17 protein-coding genes are annotated in these 17099 nt (G+C 31.7%); 8 read left to right on the forward strand and 9 right to left on the reverse strand.

The window, feature by feature from the left end; all coding sequences use genetic code 11:
• Positions 1-11 precede the first annotated feature (11 nt).
• On the forward strand, positions 12-623 hold the full coding sequence (locus BT107_RS02225; RefSeq protein WP_072302121.1) for a hypothetical protein: 612 nt from the start codon (positions 12-14) through the stop codon (positions 621-623).
• Between the two features lie 456 nt (positions 624-1079).
• On the opposite strand, the gene BT107_RS02230 is transcribed toward BT107_RS02225, so the two are convergent.
• Positions 1080-3251, reverse strand: a complete 2172-nt coding sequence (locus BT107_RS02230) for an endonuclease MutS2 (RefSeq protein ID WP_072302122.1) — start codon at positions 3249-3251, stop codon at positions 1080-1082.
• A 72-nt stretch (positions 3252-3323) separates the two neighbouring features.
• Positions 3324-4181 (reverse strand): 23S rRNA (adenine(1618)-N(6))-methyltransferase RlmF, encoded by an 858-nt coding sequence (gene rlmF / locus BT107_RS02235; protein WP_072302123.1) that lies wholly within the window; start codon positions 4179-4181, stop codon positions 3324-3326.
• Between the two features lie 101 nt (positions 4182-4282).
• On the opposite strand from rlmF, the gene BT107_RS02240 reads away from it, so the two are divergent.
• The 7 genes from BT107_RS02240 to BT107_RS02270 all read left to right on the forward strand — a co-directional run bounded on the left by BT107_RS02240 (position 4283) and on the right by BT107_RS02270 (position 11476).
• Positions 4283-5620, forward strand: coding sequence for a DEAD/DEAH box helicase (locus BT107_RS02240; RefSeq protein WP_072302124.1), 1338 nt, complete (start codon positions 4283-4285; stop codon positions 5618-5620).
• 16 nt (positions 5621-5636) lie between these two features.
• Positions 5637-6947: a DEAD/DEAH box helicase gene (locus BT107_RS02245; protein ID WP_072302125.1), complete on the forward strand. Its 1311-nt coding sequence runs from the start codon at positions 5637-5639 to the stop codon at positions 6945-6947.
• A 3-nt stretch (positions 6948-6950) separates the two neighbouring features.
• Complete coding sequence (locus BT107_RS02250; RefSeq protein ID WP_072302126.1) at positions 6951-8501, forward strand: SDR family NAD(P)-dependent oxidoreductase; 1551 nt, start codon at positions 6951-6953, stop codon at positions 8499-8501.
• Positions 8502-8635: 134 nt separating this feature from the next.
• Positions 8636-9142, forward strand: a complete 507-nt coding sequence (locus BT107_RS02255; protein WP_072302127.1) for a peroxiredoxin-like family protein — start codon at positions 8636-8638, stop codon at positions 9140-9142.
• Positions 9143-9350: 208 nt separating this feature from the next.
• Positions 9351-9542 (forward strand): cold-shock protein, encoded by a 192-nt coding sequence (locus BT107_RS02260; RefSeq protein ID WP_072302128.1) that lies wholly within the window; start codon positions 9351-9353, stop codon positions 9540-9542.
• Positions 9543-9689: 147 nt separating this feature from the next.
• Positions 9690-10949, forward strand: a complete 1260-nt coding sequence (locus BT107_RS02265; RefSeq protein WP_072302129.1) for an NAD(P)/FAD-dependent oxidoreductase — start codon at positions 9690-9692, stop codon at positions 10947-10949.
• A gap of 77 nt (positions 10950-11026) precedes the next feature.
• Positions 11027-11476, forward strand: a complete 450-nt coding sequence (locus BT107_RS02270; protein ID WP_072302130.1) for a KTSC domain-containing protein — start codon at positions 11027-11029, stop codon at positions 11474-11476.
• A gap of 172 nt (positions 11477-11648) precedes the next feature.
• On the opposite strand, the gene BT107_RS02275 is transcribed toward BT107_RS02270, so the two are convergent.
• The 7 genes from BT107_RS02275 to BT107_RS02305 form a co-directional block, all read right to left on the reverse strand.
• Complete coding sequence (locus tag BT107_RS02275; protein WP_170854688.1) at positions 11649-12458, reverse strand: type 1 glutamine amidotransferase domain-containing protein; 810 nt, start codon at positions 12456-12458, stop codon at positions 11649-11651.
• A gap of 9 nt (positions 12459-12467) precedes the next feature.
• Positions 12468-13625 (reverse strand): iron-containing alcohol dehydrogenase, encoded by a 1158-nt coding sequence (locus BT107_RS02280; RefSeq protein ID WP_072302131.1) that lies wholly within the window; start codon positions 13623-13625, stop codon positions 12468-12470.
• 35 nt (positions 13626-13660) lie between these two features.
• Entirely contained in the window at positions 13661-14659 is a 999-nt protein-coding gene (locus BT107_RS02285) for an NADP-dependent oxidoreductase (protein ID WP_072302132.1), read from the reverse strand.
• A gap of 11 nt (positions 14660-14670) precedes the next feature.
• Positions 14671-15303 carry an NAD(P)H-dependent oxidoreductase gene (locus BT107_RS02290; protein ID WP_072302133.1) on the reverse strand — a complete coding sequence of 211 codons (633 nt, stop codon included), beginning with the start codon at positions 15301-15303 and terminating at the stop codon, positions 14671-14673.
• 36 nt (positions 15304-15339) lie between these two features.
• Positions 15340-15918 (reverse strand): TetR/AcrR family transcriptional regulator, encoded by a 579-nt coding sequence (locus BT107_RS02295; protein ID WP_072302134.1) that lies wholly within the window; start codon positions 15916-15918, stop codon positions 15340-15342.
• Positions 15918-16286 (reverse strand): DoxX family protein, encoded by a 369-nt coding sequence (locus BT107_RS02300; RefSeq protein WP_072302135.1) that lies wholly within the window; start codon positions 16284-16286, stop codon positions 15918-15920. The genes BT107_RS02295 and BT107_RS02300 overlap by 1 nt, the downstream gene beginning before the upstream one ends.
• 98 nt (positions 16287-16384) lie before the next feature.
• A complete protein-coding gene (locus BT107_RS02305; protein WP_425291836.1) occupies positions 16385-16930 on the reverse strand; it encodes a pseudouridine synthase in 546 nt (181 codons plus the stop codon).
• Between the last annotated feature and the right edge of the window lie 169 nt (positions 16931-17099).

Here is a 17099-nt window from a genome sequence, read left to right on the forward strand (position 1 = left end):
ATTAATTTATTATGAAAAGAGTAAAATTACTACTAGTGTTACTTACGTTAGTTATCTCTTGTTCTAATGAAGAGGATAGCATTCTGTTGCAACCCAAAGATGAAATAAACTTTACAATTCAAAAACTTAATTCTGATAATAATTATATATCAAAACCAAGTAAAGTAGTAGTAGCACAAAAAATGTCTAGTTGGTCACAAAGCCCTAATGATAAAATACATCTTGTAAGAGAAGCTTATTATAATGTTACTCTAGAAAACGGGGAACAAATTATGCTTGGGTTGTATTTTAGTAAAGCTAATGTAGAACGCAATTTATTACATATAAATGACACTAAAAAAGGACATTACTGGAGTTATAAATCTTTAGATAAAGAAATTAATAACTTTTACAAAGGCTGCGCTATTAGAATATTAATTAATAATACTAATGCATATTTTGTAGAACATCAAAATAAGAGTGCAAAAGTAATTAGTGTAACTGCAACACAAGTTTTAGGTAAAAATAAAAACGTATTAAACTTAGAATTTAGTGGTAAAGCTACAGGTTTTTACGATCCTAATGGTACAGAACAGGAGTTTTACTTACTTACCAATGGTAGTTTTAAAGGAATAATAGAATAATTTATTAAAATGTGGGAACAGTTGACCTCTAATGTAGTTTTTTAGTTTCTACTGCAATATGTCAACTGTTATTTTTTACATAAAATATGGACTATAACTAGACGTTTTAAATTTTTTATTAAAAATAATAAGCTGTAATTCAGCAAGTTGAATAAAAGTTAAACTTTTTGACAACTTTTTTTAATCCTTGTGCGTATATATTTAGGCGTAAGTTTTAACGCTGTAAAATTAAAGTGAAATACTTACTTTTTTTTAAGCTAATTTATAGGTGTCTATATTTTGTCTATGGTCGTTATTTTGTCTAAATAAGATAAAAATATAGTTTAGCTTCTGAATAGTAATTATCAAAATAAAATATATTTAGTCAAAAGAAATTCTTTTGGTTAAGTTTTAAAAGTTGGGGAACAGTCGGCCTCTCAAGTTGTTTTTTTAAACTTCATACTTGATGCTGGCTGTTTATTTTTTAGCCTGTACCAATTCTAACTTTTCTACATCTACGTTAGTTGTAAATAAACCATAATTTACAATCGCTTTTTTCTTTTCTAAGCTATCTATACTACCAACAGCTTTACCATCTAGTAAACGCACTCTATCACCAATTTTAAAGACATATTTAGGTTTAAGTTTTTCCTTAACAATAGCCTTTTTCTTTTCTACCTTTTTCTTTTCACGAATTACTTCAACCTTTTTAGCAACTTCTTCTTCTACTTGTTTCTTTTTAACCTTTAGAGCTTTAACTTCTTTGGTTGTTTTCTTTTTTCGTTTGCTATTTTCTGTTTCTACAATACGCAATAATTCAGATATTACTACCTTTTTTTTATTATCCTGAAAATACTTTTCGGCAGCATCATTAACCTTATTGCCTAAGTAAATCATACGTTGGTTATGGTCGTATAATTCCTGGTAATTTTCTAGTTTAGATTTTACTTTGTTATTTAATTCTTCTAAACGTCTAGATTCTTCTCTAGCTTTGGTTTCTTCTTCTTGTAGCCTAGAACCCGTTTTTTCCATTTTACTACGCTCTTTTTGCATTTTAGCTATAGTAGCATCAAAACGTACTTTACCTCGTTCAATCTTTTTCTTAGCCTTATTAATTAAACTATAAGGAATTCCGTTTTTCTGAGCAACTTCAAATGTAAAAGAGCTACCTGCTTGCCCTAACATTAATTTAAACGTAGGTTCTAAGCTTTTTGCATCAAACAACATATTAGCGTTTGTAGCGTGTGGTAATTCGTTAGCAAGCATTTTTAAATTGGCGTAATGTGTAGTAATTACACCATAAGCACCACGCTCATAAAAAACTTCTAAAAAGGCTTCGGCTAAAGCACCACCAAGTTCAGGATCACTACCTGTACCAAATTCATCAATTAAAAAGAGTGTTTTGTCGTTACACTTTTTTAAGAAGTTATTCATATTTTTAAGTCGATAACTATAGGTACTTAAATGGTTTTCTATAGATTGATTATCGCCTATATCGGTCAATATTTTTTCAAATAAGCAAACAGTACTACGTTCGTGAACCGGAATTAACATTCCGCTTTGCAACATTACCTGAAGCAGCCCTATAGTTTTTAAAGTAATACTTTTACCTCCAGCATTGGGGCCAGAAATAACTATAATTCTATTATCTTGTTTTAGCTCTATAGTTTGCGGCCACGTTTTTTCATTTTTTCTTGTATTGGTTAAATACAAGAGTGGGTGGTAAGCATCTCGCAAATACATTTCTCTTTCTTCACTAATTTTAGGCAAGAGAGACTTGGTGTCTTGTGCGTATTTAGCTTTTGCAGCAGTAATATCTATTTGTGCTAAATACTCTTGGTATGTAGCTAAAATATAATCAAAAGGTCTAATAGCAGCCGTTAATTCTTTTAAAATACGATTTACTTCCTCCTTTTCATCAAACTCTAAATTGTTTAATTCTCTACTATGGCGTAATGTAGCTTCTGGTTCTATATAAACAATACTACCAGTTTTAGATGTACCCATAACAGCACCTTTTACCTTTTTACGGTACATTGCTTTAACAGCTAAAACGCGTCTGTTTTCTACTACAGATTCCCTAATTTCATCTAAATAATCTGCAGAGTTATAAGAGTTTAAGGCAGATAAAAAACTACCATTAATTTTGCCTTTTACAGCATTAATTTCTCTACGTATATCATATAATTTATTAGAAGCTTTGTCTTTTACTTCACCAAACTTATCTACAATAGCATCTATTGCATTTGGTATTTCCGGAAGTACATTTAGCGTTTCTGCATTAGCAAAAAGTAGCGGGTAGTATTCTTTAAATTTTTTAAAGAATTTGGTGTGTATAACAATAGTGCTACAAATACTTCCTATTTTTTTAAATCCACCAATTTCTAAAGTGGCATTTTCTATTTTTAATAAGTATAATTCTTTGGTAATACTGTCAAAACCGTGATTAGGAATACGGTTTTCGTTTACGTAAGATGCAACATACTCATTTGTTTTACCTAAATGTTCTAGAATCTCTTCTTTACTACTAAAAGGTACTATCTCTAAAGCTAATTCCTTACCTAATTCGGTACTGCAGCGCAAATTAATGTGCTCTAATACGGTATTAAATTCTAGGTCTTGAAGTGTTTTAGTGTGTATTTTATGCATTCTATAATTTTAAGCCTTGCAAAGGTAAAGATAAGTGATGAAACTAGAAATTTGAGGTTCTCTTTAAAACCATTAAAATCTCCATACTAATATTCTACTTTTTTTATTACCCTGTTCCATTGGAACTATAAAATGAGTAGCTTTTAATTTTGTTAATTGTTTTTCTAGTTTTGGCAGGTTTTCACTTTTAGAAACTAGGCTTGTAAAAAATGTAACATTATTTTTAAATAGTACGCTTTCTTTTATTAGCCTCTTTAAAAACAGTGCTTCACCACCATTACACCAAAGCTCATTTGCTATACCACCAAAATTAAGTTCTAGGTTATTCTTTTTTAATCCAAGATTTTTAAGTTTACGCATTGTACCTTTAGTAGCCTCTTTTTTTGATGCATGAAAAGGTGGATTACACATTGTAAAATGGAATTTTTCATTAGGTTTTATTATTCCAGAGAAAATGTTGGCATTATCTTTCTGGTGTCTAATGTCAATTTTATCAACTAAATTAGAATTAGCGTTTACATTTTTAGTTGCAGATTCTACGGCTACAGTATTAATATCAGAACCCACCATTTGCCAATTGTAAATTTGACTCCCCAAAATGGGATAAATACAGTTTGCACCAACACCAATATCTAAACCCTTAATAGGTTCTTGTATATTTTCTTTAGCAACTATATCTGCTATATAATGTATGTAATCTGCGCGTCCAGGAATAGGAGCACAGAGGTAATTTTCTGGAATATCCCAAGAGCTAATATTGTAATGTAACTTTAATAAAGCCTTGTTAAGAGCTATAACAGCTAGTTGGTTAGCAAAATCTATAGTCTTATTTCCGTATTGGTTCTTAAAAACAAACGTTTCTAGAGCAGAATGTTTTTCTATTAATTCTTTAAATTGATAAGGCGAATTATGTAAGTTTTTTGGATGCACTACAGCTATTTTTTACAAATGTAAGATGATATCTAATTAGATAGGCTACTTTTTTCTGTATTCTAGTAAAAAGAGTACCTATCTTTGTGCAAAATTATATTATGTCAAAAAAGTTTTCTAAACTGGGTGTAAATGCACCTCTTCAAAAAAGTTTAGCCGAATTAGAGATTACTACTCCTACAGAAATACAAATAAAATCTATACCTGTTTTATTAGAGTCTAACAAAGATTTTGTTGGTCTTGCAAAAACAGGAACGGGTAAAACAGCTGCTTTTGGGTTACCACTTATACAATTAATAGACACAGAAAATAACAATATACAAGCTGTAATTGTTGTTCCTACAAGAGAATTAGGACAACAAATTTATAGTAATTTAAGCGCTTTTGGTAAATATGTGCCAGAAGTTTCTATAGCATCTGTTTGCGGTGGAACACCTATAAAACCACAAATAGAACGTTTAACACAAGATACACATATCGTAATTGCTACTCCTGGTAGATTAATAGATTTATTAAAACGAAATGCTATCAATATAAAAGAGGCTAAATATCTTGTTTTAGATGAAGCAGATGAAATGGTGACCTCTTTAAAAGATGGTTTAGATACTATTGTAGCTGCTTTGCCAAAAGAAAAGAGAACAATTTTGTTTACAGCAACAATGCCTGGCGCCATTAAGCAAATGGTGCAAAATTACTTATCTAAACACGTAACGCAGGTAAGCGTAAATATGGAGACCGTTGGTAATACAAGTATAGATCACCAATACGTAGTAGTAGAGCCAATAGAGAAATTAGATGTTTTAATGCATTTTTTAAACTCTAGAGAAGGCGAAAGAGGTATTATTTTTTGTAAAACAAAAGCAGCTGTAAACAAGCTTGCTAAAAACTTAGCTATCCATAAATTTTCTTCTGGTGCCTTGCACGGTAGTTTAACACAGCCTATTCGTGACCGTATTATGGGGCAGTTTAGAGAAGGGCATATAAAAATACTAGTTGCTACAGATTTAGCAGCACGTGGTTTAGACGTAAAAGAGATATCTTATGTTGTAAATTACCATTTGCCAGATGTTTATGAGACGTATGTACACAGAAGTGGCCGTACGGCTAGGGCTGGTGCAAACGGATTTTCATTAACCGTTTTACAAAAAGAAGAAGAAAAAGAAATAGCAGACTTTGAAAACGAATTAGGACTTAAATTTACTAAATTTAAAAAAGCAGATGCAGCTAGTATAGAAGAAAATAATAGTTTGCTTTGGGCTAAAAAGATTTTTAAAACAAAACCTAATCATACTATACCTACAGAGTTTAGAGATAAAATACACACTGTATTTCATCATTTAACAAAAGAAGAATTAGTAGATAAGATACTAGCAAACCATTTAGGACAAACTAAAAATATAGGTTCTGTTTCATCAGAAGACAAAAACTTTACGTTTTAATAGAACAAAAAATAGTATGGCAAATATAATTAAGAATAGGGCAGACATTTTAGAAAAGTTAAATATTCATCAATTAAACCCAATGCAGGAAGAGGCGCTTTCTGTAATAAAAAATACCACTAATACGGTACTTTTATCACCTACAGGAACAGGAAAAACACTTGCGTTTTTATTGCCTTTAATAGATAAGTTAGATCCAGAGTTAGAAGAAATTCAAGCTTTAATTTTAGTACCTTCTAGAGAGCTAGCTATACAAATAGAACAGGTTATACGTTCTATGGGGTCTGGTTACAAAGTAAATGCTGTGTACGGTGGTAGAGCAATGTCTAAAGATAAGATAGAGCTTAAACATATACCAGCAATATTAATTGGTACACCTGGTAGAATTGCAGATCATTTTGATAACGAACGTTTTTCTACAAATTTTATTAAAACGTTAGTTTTAGATGAGTTTGATAAGTCTTTAGAAACAGGCTTTGAAGAAGAAATGAAATATATAATTAATTTATTGCCTGCTTTAAATAAGCGTATTTTAACATCTGCTACACAAGGTGTTACAATACCTAAATTTGTGCGTTTAGATAAGGCTGTTACTATAGATTATTTAAAAGAAAATACAAATAAGTTAGCAGTTAAAACAGTGGTTTCTCCTAATAGAGATAAACTAAGAACACTACTAAATTTACTTAATCACGAGGGCAATAGTCCAGGAATTATCTTTTGTAATTTAAGAGAAAGTATAAAAGGGGTTAGCAAATTTTTAGATAAAAACAATATTACTCACGGCTGTTTCCATGGCGATATGGAGCAGAAAGATAGAGAACGTTCTTTACTAAAATTTAGAAACGGAACCTATGATGTAATTATTGCTACAGATTTAGCTGCACGTGGTATAGATATTCCAGAAATGAAATATATTATACATTACGAGTTACCCTATAAAAATGAAGAATTTATACACAGAAACGGAAGAACTGCACGTGTAAACTCTAAAGGAACAGCCTATATTTTAAAATGGGAAGAAGAGAATTTACCAGATTTTATAAAAAATGTACCAGTAGCAAAAATTAGTAAAACAGGTACTAGAAAACCACCATACTGGACAACTCTATTTATTTCTGGAGGAAGAAAAGATAAAATATCTAAAGGAGATATTGCCGGTCTGTTTTTTAAACAAGGAAAGATTAGCAAAGATCAATTAGGAGTTATAGAGCTAAAACAAGACTGTACGTTTGTATCTGTACCTGCCGATATAGCACCTAGACTTGTAGAAGAATTAAGCAATACCAGGTTGAAGAAGAAGAAAGTTAGAATTAGTATTATTTAATGTATGAAAGAGGAGAATACTAATGCAGATAATGCATTATCACAAGAAGAAATAGATAAGTGTATCTCTGTTTTAGAGCACTTAATTACCAATACAGATGAAATTTTTGAAATTTCGAAAGACAAAAGAACAACTTTAATTAAAGCTGCTGGTCAACTTTCTAGACCAAGTAGAGAAGAGTTTTCTCGCCGAAAAAAAGATGCTAAAAAGGCGCAAAAGCGTAAGCAAGATGCTAGAGATCGTAATGCTCGTAAAGAAACTGGTATACGTAGTGCACGTGAAGCCGTAGTTTTTGTTGCACCTAAATTGTTGCCAGAGGCAGATTTATCTAATCAAAAAAATCTAGAGTTAGAGTCGGCAAGAAACTGCTATGTCTGTAAAGATATGTTTACCAAATTGCACCATTTTTATGATCAAATGTGTACTAGCTGTGGAGATTTTAACTATGCTAAACGTTTCCAAACTACAGATTTAAAAGGTCAGGTTGCAGTAATTACAGGTTCTAGATTAAAAATCGGGTACCATATTACATTAATGTTATTGCGTGCAGGAGCTACTGTAGTTGCAACAACAAGATTTCCGGTAGATTCTGCTTTACGTTTTTCTAAAGAAGAAGATTTTACACAATGGGGACATCGTTTAAAAATTCACGGATTAGATTTAAGACACATACCAAGTGTAGAGATCTTCTGTAATTTTATAGAACAGAAGTACGAAAATTTAGATATTCTTATTAATAATGCGGCGCAAACAGTACGTAGACCAGCAGGTTTTTATACGCACTTAATGGCAAATGAAGAAAGGCCAATTTCAGATTTACCAAAGTACGCTGCAGATTTATTACAAGATCACTTAGGATGTATGCAAGAGTTAAAAGCTTTAACCTCTGGTGCATCACCAAACAAAAATATGCCAGTAACTTGGCACGGACCAGAACCAGGAATAGGAATTAGAGCTTCAGCAAAATTATCTCAAATACCATATAGTTTTGACAATTCATTACAAACATCAGAAGTTTTCCCAGAAGGTGAGTTAGACGCAGATTTACAACAAGTAGATTTACGTAAAACAAATAGCTGGCGTTTAAAACTTGGAGAAATAGAAACTACAGAAATGATAGAAGTACAGTTGGTAAACTCTGTTGCACCATTTGTATTATGCAATCGTCTTTCTGAAGTAATGAAAAAGGAGAATACGGGTAAAAAACACATTATAAATGTTTCTGCTATGGAAGGTAAATTCCATAGATTCTTTAAAGAAGACAGACATCCGCACACTAATATGGCTAAAGCAGCATTAAATATGCTTACACATACTGCTGCTGGTAGTTTAGCAAAAGATGGTATTTATATAAATGCTGTAGATACTGGTTGGGTTACAGATGAAGATCCTGCAGAACTATCTAAAAGAAAGGTAGAGTTACATGATTTTCAGCCACCACTAGATATAGTAGATGGTGCAGCACGTGTAATGGATCCGTTAATAGATGGTATTAATACAGGTAAGCATTGGAGTGGTAAATTCTTAAAAGATTACAGACCTATAGATTGGTAATTTTAAATAGAAGTTAAAATTCTGTTAGGGTTTGTTAAATGCTCTTTATTGGTTTTCTCTTTTTGTAAATTATAAAATATTGATGTTTTCATTAGTAAAACTATATGTATAACAAATTTTAAAAATAATATAGAATGATAAAACCTAGAGAAAAAGCACCGGAATTAAGTATTAAATTGGTAAATGATACTACTTGGAAGTTGAGTGAACAGTCGCCAGAAAATTTTACTTTAATTCTTTTTTATAGAGGTAAGCACTGTCCTGTTTGTCAAAAACAATTAGAGCAATTGCAAAAATCGCTTCCTAAATTTACAGAACGTGGGGTTAATGTTATAGCTATTAGTACAGATACAGAAGAGATAGCAAAAGCAACACATAATGAATGGGCTATTGATGATATTCCACTTGGTTATGGTTTATCTATTGATGAAGCAAGAAAATGGGGTTTATTTATTTCTAGTGGAATAAAGCAGGAACCAGAATTTTTTGCAGAACCAGGCTTATTTTTATTAACAGCAGATAGTATAGTATATTGGGAGTCTATACAATCTATGCCATTTGGGCGTCCAGAATTTAGAGACGTCTTAGGAGGAATAGATTATATTTTAAAAGCAGATTATCCAGCAAGGGGAGAAGCTTAATTAGTTTTAAATCTGCAATTAATATTAAAACCTTTATTTAACTGGCTAATATATAAGAGATATAAGGCAGACAAAAGAGTAAAACAATACTTAAATATTGCCACTGTATTAACTTTAAGTTAACTGATTCTAAAGTGTTTAAAAATATTTGGTAATCTTATTCTTATGTATTATTTTTGTCTAAATTAATTATTATAAATACAATACAATGAGTAAAGGAACAGTTAAATTCTTCAACGATGAAAAAGGATTTGGTTTTATCACAGAAGAAGGTTCAGGTAATGACATCTTTGTACACATCTCTGGTTTAGTAGACGAAATTCGTGAAGGCGATGAAGTTGAATACGATGTTACAGAAGGTAAGAAAGGTTTAAATGCAGCAAACGTAAGAGTTTTATAACATATACTAGTAAAAGCTTTAAACAAAGAGCCTATTCATTTATTTGAATAGGCTCTTTTTTATTGCATCTATTTTAACGTAAAATAGGGTTTTATCTCGCCTTTAAAAAGAACCATATTTTGTATCTTTATAGTACAATTTAAACTTATGGGAAATAGAAAAAGAGTCGTAGTTATAGGTGCTGGTTTTGGCGGTATAACCATAGCAAAAGCTTTTAAAAATAAAAATGTAGACGTTCGTCTAATAGATCAAAATAACTACCATAATTTTCAGCCTCTAATGTATCAAATTGCTACAGGAGGTCTTGAGCCAGATAGTATAGCGTATCCAGTTAGGCGTATTTTTAGAGGATACAAAAATGTTACTTTTAGAATGGCTAATGTGGTTTCTGTTAACCCAGAAACTAAAGAACTAGAAACCTCTATAGGTACAATTAATTACGATTATTTAGTAATTGCAACTGGGAGTCAAAACAATTTCTTCAATTTTGAACCTATCAAGGATGAGTTACTCACCTTAAAGTCTATACCAGATGCTTTAAACTTAAGAAGCTATATTTTTCAGAATTTAGAAAAAGCATTGGCTAAAAAAGATAAAGAACCTTTAGATGAAATCTTAAATATTGCTATTGTTGGTGGCGGACCAGCAGGTTTAGAATTGGCTGGTGCTTTAGCAGAAATGAAAAAACACGTATTACCAAAAGATTTTCCAGATTTAGATATCTCTAAAATGAGTATCAACTTGTACGAGGCTTCTCCTAATCTGCTTAATGCAATGTCTAAAGAGGCTTCTGCTAAAAGTTTAACGTATTTAACCAATCTTGGTGTTAATGTGCATTTAAACTCTAGAGTAAGCTCTTATAAAGACAATAAGCTAGAGATAGATGATAAAAGCTTTTATACAGACACTGTTATTTGGACAGCAGGTGTAAAAGCAGCCCCTATAGATGGTTTACCAAACGATTCTATAATACGTGGTAACCGTATTGCTGTAGACAAATACAATCGAATTTTACAAACAGATAATATTTTTGCTATTGGTGATGTTGCTGCACATATTTCTAATGAAGAACCTAATGGGCTACCAATGCTAGCTCCTGTAGCACAGCAACAAGGTACGCACTTAGCTAAAAACATAATAAACCTATGTGATAATAAACCTTTGCAGCCCTTTGAGTATAAGAATAAAGGTGTAATGGCAACAATTGGCCGAAAAAAAGCGGTTGTAGATTTACCTAAATGGAAGTTTCAAGGAACGTTTGCTTGGTTGGTTTGGATGTTTATACATATTATGTCACTAGTTGGTTTTAAAAACAAAATATCTGCTTTTATGGGCTGGATGACAAACTACTTTACGTACGATAGACCTTTAGGTTTAATAATTAGACCCTTTTCTAAAAGAAAATAAGAATTCTTAACTGCTTTATAGATTGATTATCAATTAAAAAGATGTAATTTCGCGGCTGGTTAAAAAAAAGTATCCGTATGAAACGTATTAATGAGTATAAAAAAATGTTCTCTGTTGAGAATAACATAGAGCTAAAATCATTAAAAACTAGTTATAGAAATTTAGTAAAAGAATGGCACCCAGATAAATTTCAAGAGGGTGATGCTAAACGTGAAGAGGCAGAAATTAAAAGTAGACAAATTATAGATGGTTACCATTTTCTAGTGAGTATTGCACCAGAAACTAAAGCAGCAAATGCAGAAGAGTACAAGACTCTTACATCTGCATCTGGTATTTTAGATTTTCAACATAATGGTCAGCTTTTAGAAGTTACCTTTTTGGATGGTACTACATATGAGTATTTTGGAGTTCCAAAAAAGATATATGTAAAAATGATTAATTCTGATAAGATTTATCGTTTTGCAAAACGTAATATATTTGATTCTTATATGTACCGTAAGTCTAAAAAAACAACACAAGAAGCATAGTAACTTATTAATTTAAGTTATGTTTCGTAAAAAGCTTTGTAATAAATAGTTACTATTTATTACAAAGCTTTTTTTTATGTGCATAAGTTAACAGATCTACTTGTAATTTATGCATAAAAAAAAGCGTGTAAACTAAGTGTGTACACGCCCTTTTTAGAAAAAATGGAATCTTTTATTTCTTTAATTCTGCAACTAATTTTTCAGCAACTAACTCAGACGAAGCTGGGTTTTGTCCTGTAATTAAGTTACCATCTTGAATTGCATAAGCAGCCCAATCTTCTTTTTTAGAATAAATACCGCCGTTTTCTTTTAGCATATCTTCAACTAAAAACGGAACAACATCTGTAAGTTGTACAGCAGCTTCTTCAGTATTTGTAAAACCAGTTACTTTTTTACCTTTTACTAAAGGATTACCATCAGTACCTTTAACACCTTTTAAAGCAGCAGGAGCGTGACAAACAAATGCTACTGGTTTTTTCTGAGCATTAAATTTTTCAATTAACGCAATAGATTTTTCGTCATTAGCTAAATCCCATAACGGTCCGTGACCACCTGGATAAAATACAGCATCAAAATCATCTGCATTCATATCTGCTAAAACTTTTGTATTTGCAATTTTAGCTTTTGCATCTGCATCGTTGTTAAAACGCTCTGTATCTTCAGTAGCAGCATCTGGCGAATCACTACTTGGATCTATTGGAGCAGCTCCACCTTTTGGTGTTGCTAAAGTAATTTCGGCACCTTTATCTAATAGGTTGTAATATGGGTTTGCAAATTCTTCTACCCAAAATCCTGTTTTTTTACCCGTATCTCCTAATTTATCGTGAGATGTTAATACAAATAATACTTTCATTTTTTTATCTTTTTTAAGTTCTGTTTTTTCTTCTGAAACTTTTTCAGAAGATTGTTGCTCTTTTTTGTTATTGCAAGCTGTAACTGTTAGTATTACTAGCGCAATAACTGTTGTTTTAATAAAATTCATTAAACTTATTTAGTATGCCATTTTCACAATCTTTTCCGCGTCTTCTGGCATTAACGCTTGGTGCTCTCCTAATTTCCAACCACGTTCTGTAAAACGTTTTGCAATTTCTTCGGCAGTACCTTCGTAATCTTTTGTGTAATCAGATAATTTAGTGTCTATACCTAACTGGTGGAAAAAAGCTTCAGTTTTCTCTATTGCAGCATATGCTTTATCGTCTGTACTACCTTCAGTTACATTCCAAACACGTTCTGCATATTGAGCTAATTTTTCTTTTTTAGCTTCAAAATTATATTTGTAGTGACTAGGAGTAACTACAGCTAATGTTCTTGCATGGTCTATTCCAAAAAGAGCAGTTAACTCGTGACCCATCATATGTATAGCCCAATCTCCAGGAACTCCTTGTTGTATTAACCCGTTTAAAGCCATTGTACAACTCCACATAAAGTTAGATGCAGCTTCGTAGTTTGTAGGGTCTTTAACCACTGTAGGTGCAACTTCTACCAAAGTTTGTAAAATACTTTCTGCAAAACGATCTTGTAATAAACCACCGGCAGGGTAGGTCATATACTGTTCTAAAACGTGTGTAAAAGCATCTGTAATACCATTTGCTAATTGGCGTTGTGGTATAGACGTAATTACCTGTGGATCAAGTATAGAAAAGGTTGGGAACAATGCTGGTCCGCCCATAGAAAGTTTTTCTTTGGTTTCTTTTCTAGATACAACTAACCCAGAGTTCATCTCAGATCCTGTTGCTGGTAAAGTTAATACAGTTCCAAAAGGTAACCCTTTGCTAGGACGTTCCTTGTTTTTTAGCATATCCCAAGGTTCTGCACCATCATATAAAGCAGCAGCAGATAAAAATTTAGTTCCGTCTATAACAGAACCACCACCGACTGCTAATAAATAGGTGATTTTTTCGTCCTTAATTACTTTTAAAGCATCCATTAAAATAGAATACTCAGGATTTGCAGGAATACCACCAAACTCTATAATATCTACTTTTGCTAAAGCAGTTTTTACTTGGTCGTAAATTCCGTTTTTCTTAATGCTACCACCACCATAAAGTAATAAAACTTTAGCATCTGCTGGTATTTCTGTAGTTAATTTTTCTATAGTATTTTTCCCAAATATTATTTTAGTTGGGTTTTTATATTCAAAATTATTCATTTTCTTTGTTTTTTAAGTTGATAAAAATCTAATTCTTAAATTTTCACAATCATTTTTCCTTTGTTTTTTCCATCGAATAAATCGATAAAAGCACTTGGGATATTTTCAAAGCCGTTGACAACGGTTTCAGTATAGGTTAATTTACCTTCTGCTAACCAAGTTGATAATTCCTTCATTGCTTCAGGAAACTTATCTGCGTAGTTAGATACAATAAACCCTTGCATTAAGGCGCTGTTTTTAACTAAAAATGGTTGTACACTTATACTTTGCGGTAATTCGGTATTATTATATACAGATATTGCTCCACAAATAATCATCCTTGCAAACTTGTTAATATTAAAAAGCACTGCATCAGATATTGGTCCGCCTACATTATCAAAATAGATATCTACACCATTTGGAGCAGCTGCTGCAATTGCAGCTTTCATATCTTTAGTAGTATTGTAATTTATAGCAGCATCAAAACCAAATTTAGACTTAAGCATTTCTACTTTTTCATCTGTACCTGCAATACCAATTACATTAAGTCCAAGAATTTTTCCTATTTGGCCAACAACACTACCAACAGCACCAGCAGCACCAGAAACAACAAGTGTTTCGCCAGCTTTAGGTTTTCCTATTTGGTTTAAGCCTAAGTAAGCAGTTAAGCCAGTCATTCCTAAAACACCTAAGTATGTGCTTAAAGGAGCTTTAGAACCATCTACTTTTAATAGGCCTTCGCCGTTAGATATTTGCTTTGTTTTCCAGTCTAACATTCCGGAAACAAAATCTCCTTCTTTAAAATTGTCATTTTTAGAAGCAAGTACTTTTGCAACAACACCAGAATGTACTGGTTTATTTAACTCAAAAGGAGGGACATAAGACTTTGCATCGCTCATTCTTCCTCTTAAGTAAGGATCTACAGATACGTAAGTTGTTTCTAAAAGCAACTCACCATCTTTAATCGTTACATCAGATTCATCCTTTACAAATTCAAAATCTGATACTGAAGGCTTCCCCTCAGGTCTGTTTTTTAATAAAATTGTCTGAATCATAATTTTTGTTTTTATTCTATTACAGTTACTAAATCTTCTGTACTATTACGTACTTTAACTAAATTTACTAACCAATCTTCTTCTGTTTTTCTGTATCCTAATGGTAACAAAACTGCACTACGTAATCCTTTTTCGCGTAATCCTAAAATTTCGTCTACTGAAGCAGGATCAAAACCTTCTAACGGAGTAGCATCTACACCTTCAAAAGCAGCAGCTATAATTGAGTGAGAAAAAGCAATGTACGCTTGTTTTGCAGCGTGATTAAAGTTTTCTTCTGCATCTCTTTGTGGGTACATATCTAACAACATTTTTCTGTAGTTTTCCCAACCTTCGTTTTTAAAGCCACGGATATCGTTAGTTAAATCGAACATTCTATTAATACGTTCAGGAGTATAGGTATCCCAAGCAGCAAAAACTAATAGGTGAGAACAGTCTGTAATTACAGATTGGTTCCAAGCTATTGGCTTAATTTTTTCTTTAATTTCTTGATTTTTTACTACAAAAATTTCAAAAGGTTGTAAGCCACTAGATGTTGGTGCTAAACGCGCTGCTTCAATAATTCTGTCAATTTTGTCTTCAGCTACTTTTTCACCATTCATTGCTTTAGCAGCGTATCTCCAATTTAATTTATCTAATAATTCCATTTTTTCTGTATTATATATTTAGTTTATCTATTTTTTTTATGCTTTAATGCTATTCCAAGCCGCCAAATAAGACTGTTCTATATGCTCCTTAGTTAATGTAATTGCTCCTCTTTTTTGAGAAATAATTAAAAATGATAACGGTATAATTGTGTATGCATATAAAATATGATCTGACATTGGTTTTATTAAACCTTCCTTTTTACCTCTTCCCCATAAATCTAACAAGGTCTGAAAATGCTTTATGCCAACTTCTCGACTAGGTTCGTCTATCATTGGTGTGTTATCACACTGTGCTAAAAACATTGCCTCTTCACAATGTTTAAATTTAAAATCGGCAATTCTATTCCAAATCAATTTAAAACCTTCTTCCACAGACATACTTTCTTCAAAAGTTTCAAAGGCATATGCAGTAAATTTTTCTTTAACCTCTATATATGTCTTGTTTACTAAATCTTGTTTGTTTTCAAAATACAAGTATATAGTAGCTGGTGAAACATTTGCCATTTTGGCAATTTTAGACATAGGAGTAGCGTGGAAACCATTGTTATTAACCAACTCTATTGTTGCTTTAATAAGTGCATTACGTTTATCTATACTCTTTTGTAATTTTGCCATTATGCTTTAATTTTATATAATTTATAAGACAAAGCAATTAAAATTAGCTGAATAGGTAATCTTATTAATGCGGCTTCGTGACTACCAATTGCCGGTGTGTCTGAAAACACATCCCAAATGTGTATTGGTAAAAAAAGTAACATTAAAATACAAATTGCTAATGCAGCTTTTTTAGTAAATTTTGGAAAAAGTAATAAGACACCCAAAGTAACTTCTAAAATTCCTGAGGCATAAATAATAAAGGTTTTAAAAACCAATACATCTGGCACAAATGGATTAAAAAAGTCTGGATTTACAAAATGCTGACTACCTGCATATATCATAAATACAGCAAGAAGTAGTTTTAAAATGTTCCAAATTAATTTCATGTCTTTGTTTTGATAGTACAAAGATATATAAAAATGAATGTTCATTCTTTTTTTTAACGTTATTTAATATCAAATTAACATAGACGTTAAAAAAAGGACTAAATTTGGATGCTAATTATTTGGCCAGGAGTAAGGTTATCTAATGTAATGTCTGCGATGCGTGCACGTACAAGACGTAGTGTTGGAAAGCCAACCGATGCAGTCATTTTACGGACTTGTCTATATTTGCCTTCAGTTATAGAAATGCTAATCCAGCTGTTAGGTCTGTGTCTACCTAATCTAATTTTAGAATCTGGTTTTGGTAAATGCACAGGTTCATCAATAAGCTTAACATTGCAAGAATTTGTAGTATATGTGGTACCATTTAAGCCAATTTCTACTCCATTTTCTAATTTTTGAATAGCATCAGCAGTAATTAAACCATCTAATTGTGCGTAATATTCTTTTTCTATACCAGATCTATTTATAGTATCACTTAATTTACCATCTGTTGTGAGTAAAAGTAGACCTTCAGATTTTTCATCTAAACGACCAATGGGCATTATACCATCAGTAAAAGTATAAAATTCTGATAAAAACTTTTTTTTAAGTTGATTTGTGTCATTCGTCGCCAACTGACTAAGTACACCGTATGGCTTGTACATTTTATAATGAAGATGCTTAGGCATAAAGTATAATCAAATATGAGATGCAAAAATAATAAGAATATAGACAGCAGCTCTATTGTTTACAATCTAATAAACATTAAGATAATTTTAAGAGTATAGCCTTGCTAACAAAAGTATCTTTATATTCAATTTTTAAAACCTATTA

This window comes from Cellulophaga fucicola (genome assembly GCF_900119145.1).
GTDB lineage: Bacteria > Bacteroidota > Bacteroidia > Flavobacteriales > Flavobacteriaceae > Cellulophaga > Cellulophaga fucicola.

Coding starts and splice junctions, on each gene's coding strand:
- BT107_RS02230 (WP_072302122.1), bottom strand. CDS start 3,251: ATGCATAAAATACACACTAAAACACTTCAAGACCTAGAATTTAATACC.
- BT107_RS02280 (WP_072302131.1), bottom strand. CDS start 13,625: ATGAATAATTTTGAATATAAAAACCCAACTAAAATAATATTTGGGAAA.
- BT107_RS02245 (WP_072302125.1), top strand. CDS start 5,637: ATGGCAAATATAATTAAGAATAGGGCAGACATTTTAGAAAAGTTAAAT.
- BT107_RS02290 (WP_072302133.1), bottom strand. CDS start 15,303: ATGGAATTATTAGATAAATTAAATTGGAGATACGCTGCTAAAGCAATG.
- BT107_RS02255 (WP_072302127.1), top strand. CDS start 8,636: ATGATAAAACCTAGAGAAAAAGCACCGGAATTAAGTATTAAATTGGTA.
- BT107_RS02260 (WP_072302128.1), top strand. CDS start 9,351: ATGAGTAAAGGAACAGTTAAATTCTTCAACGATGAAAAAGGATTTGGT.
- BT107_RS02305 (WP_425291836.1), bottom strand. CDS start 16,930: ATGTACAAGCCATACGGTGTACTTAGTCAGTTGGCGACGAATGACACA.
- BT107_RS02225 (WP_072302121.1), top strand. CDS start 12: ATGAAAAGAGTAAAATTACTACTAGTGTTACTTACGTTAGTTATCTCT.
- BT107_RS02270 (WP_072302130.1), top strand. CDS start 11,027: ATGAAACGTATTAATGAGTATAAAAAAATGTTCTCTGTTGAGAATAAC.
- BT107_RS02295 (WP_072302134.1), bottom strand. CDS start 15,918: ATGGCAAAATTACAAAAGAGTATAGATAAACGTAATGCACTTATTAAA.
- BT107_RS02275 (WP_170854688.1), bottom strand. CDS start 12,458: ATGAATTTTATTAAAACAACAGTTATTGCGCTAGTAATACTAACAGTT.
- BT107_RS02250 (WP_072302126.1), top strand. CDS start 6,951: ATGAAAGAGGAGAATACTAATGCAGATAATGCATTATCACAAGAAGAA.
- BT107_RS02265 (WP_072302129.1), top strand. CDS start 9,690: ATGGGAAATAGAAAAAGAGTCGTAGTTATAGGTGCTGGTTTTGGCGGT.
- BT107_RS02240 (WP_072302124.1), top strand. CDS start 4,283: ATGTCAAAAAAGTTTTCTAAACTGGGTGTAAATGCACCTCTTCAAAAA.
- BT107_RS02300 (WP_072302135.1), bottom strand. CDS start 16,286: ATGAAATTAATTTGGAACATTTTAAAACTACTTCTTGCTGTATTTATG.
- BT107_RS02285 (WP_072302132.1), bottom strand. CDS start 14,659: ATGATTCAGACAATTTTATTAAAAAACAGACCTGAGGGGAAGCCTTCA.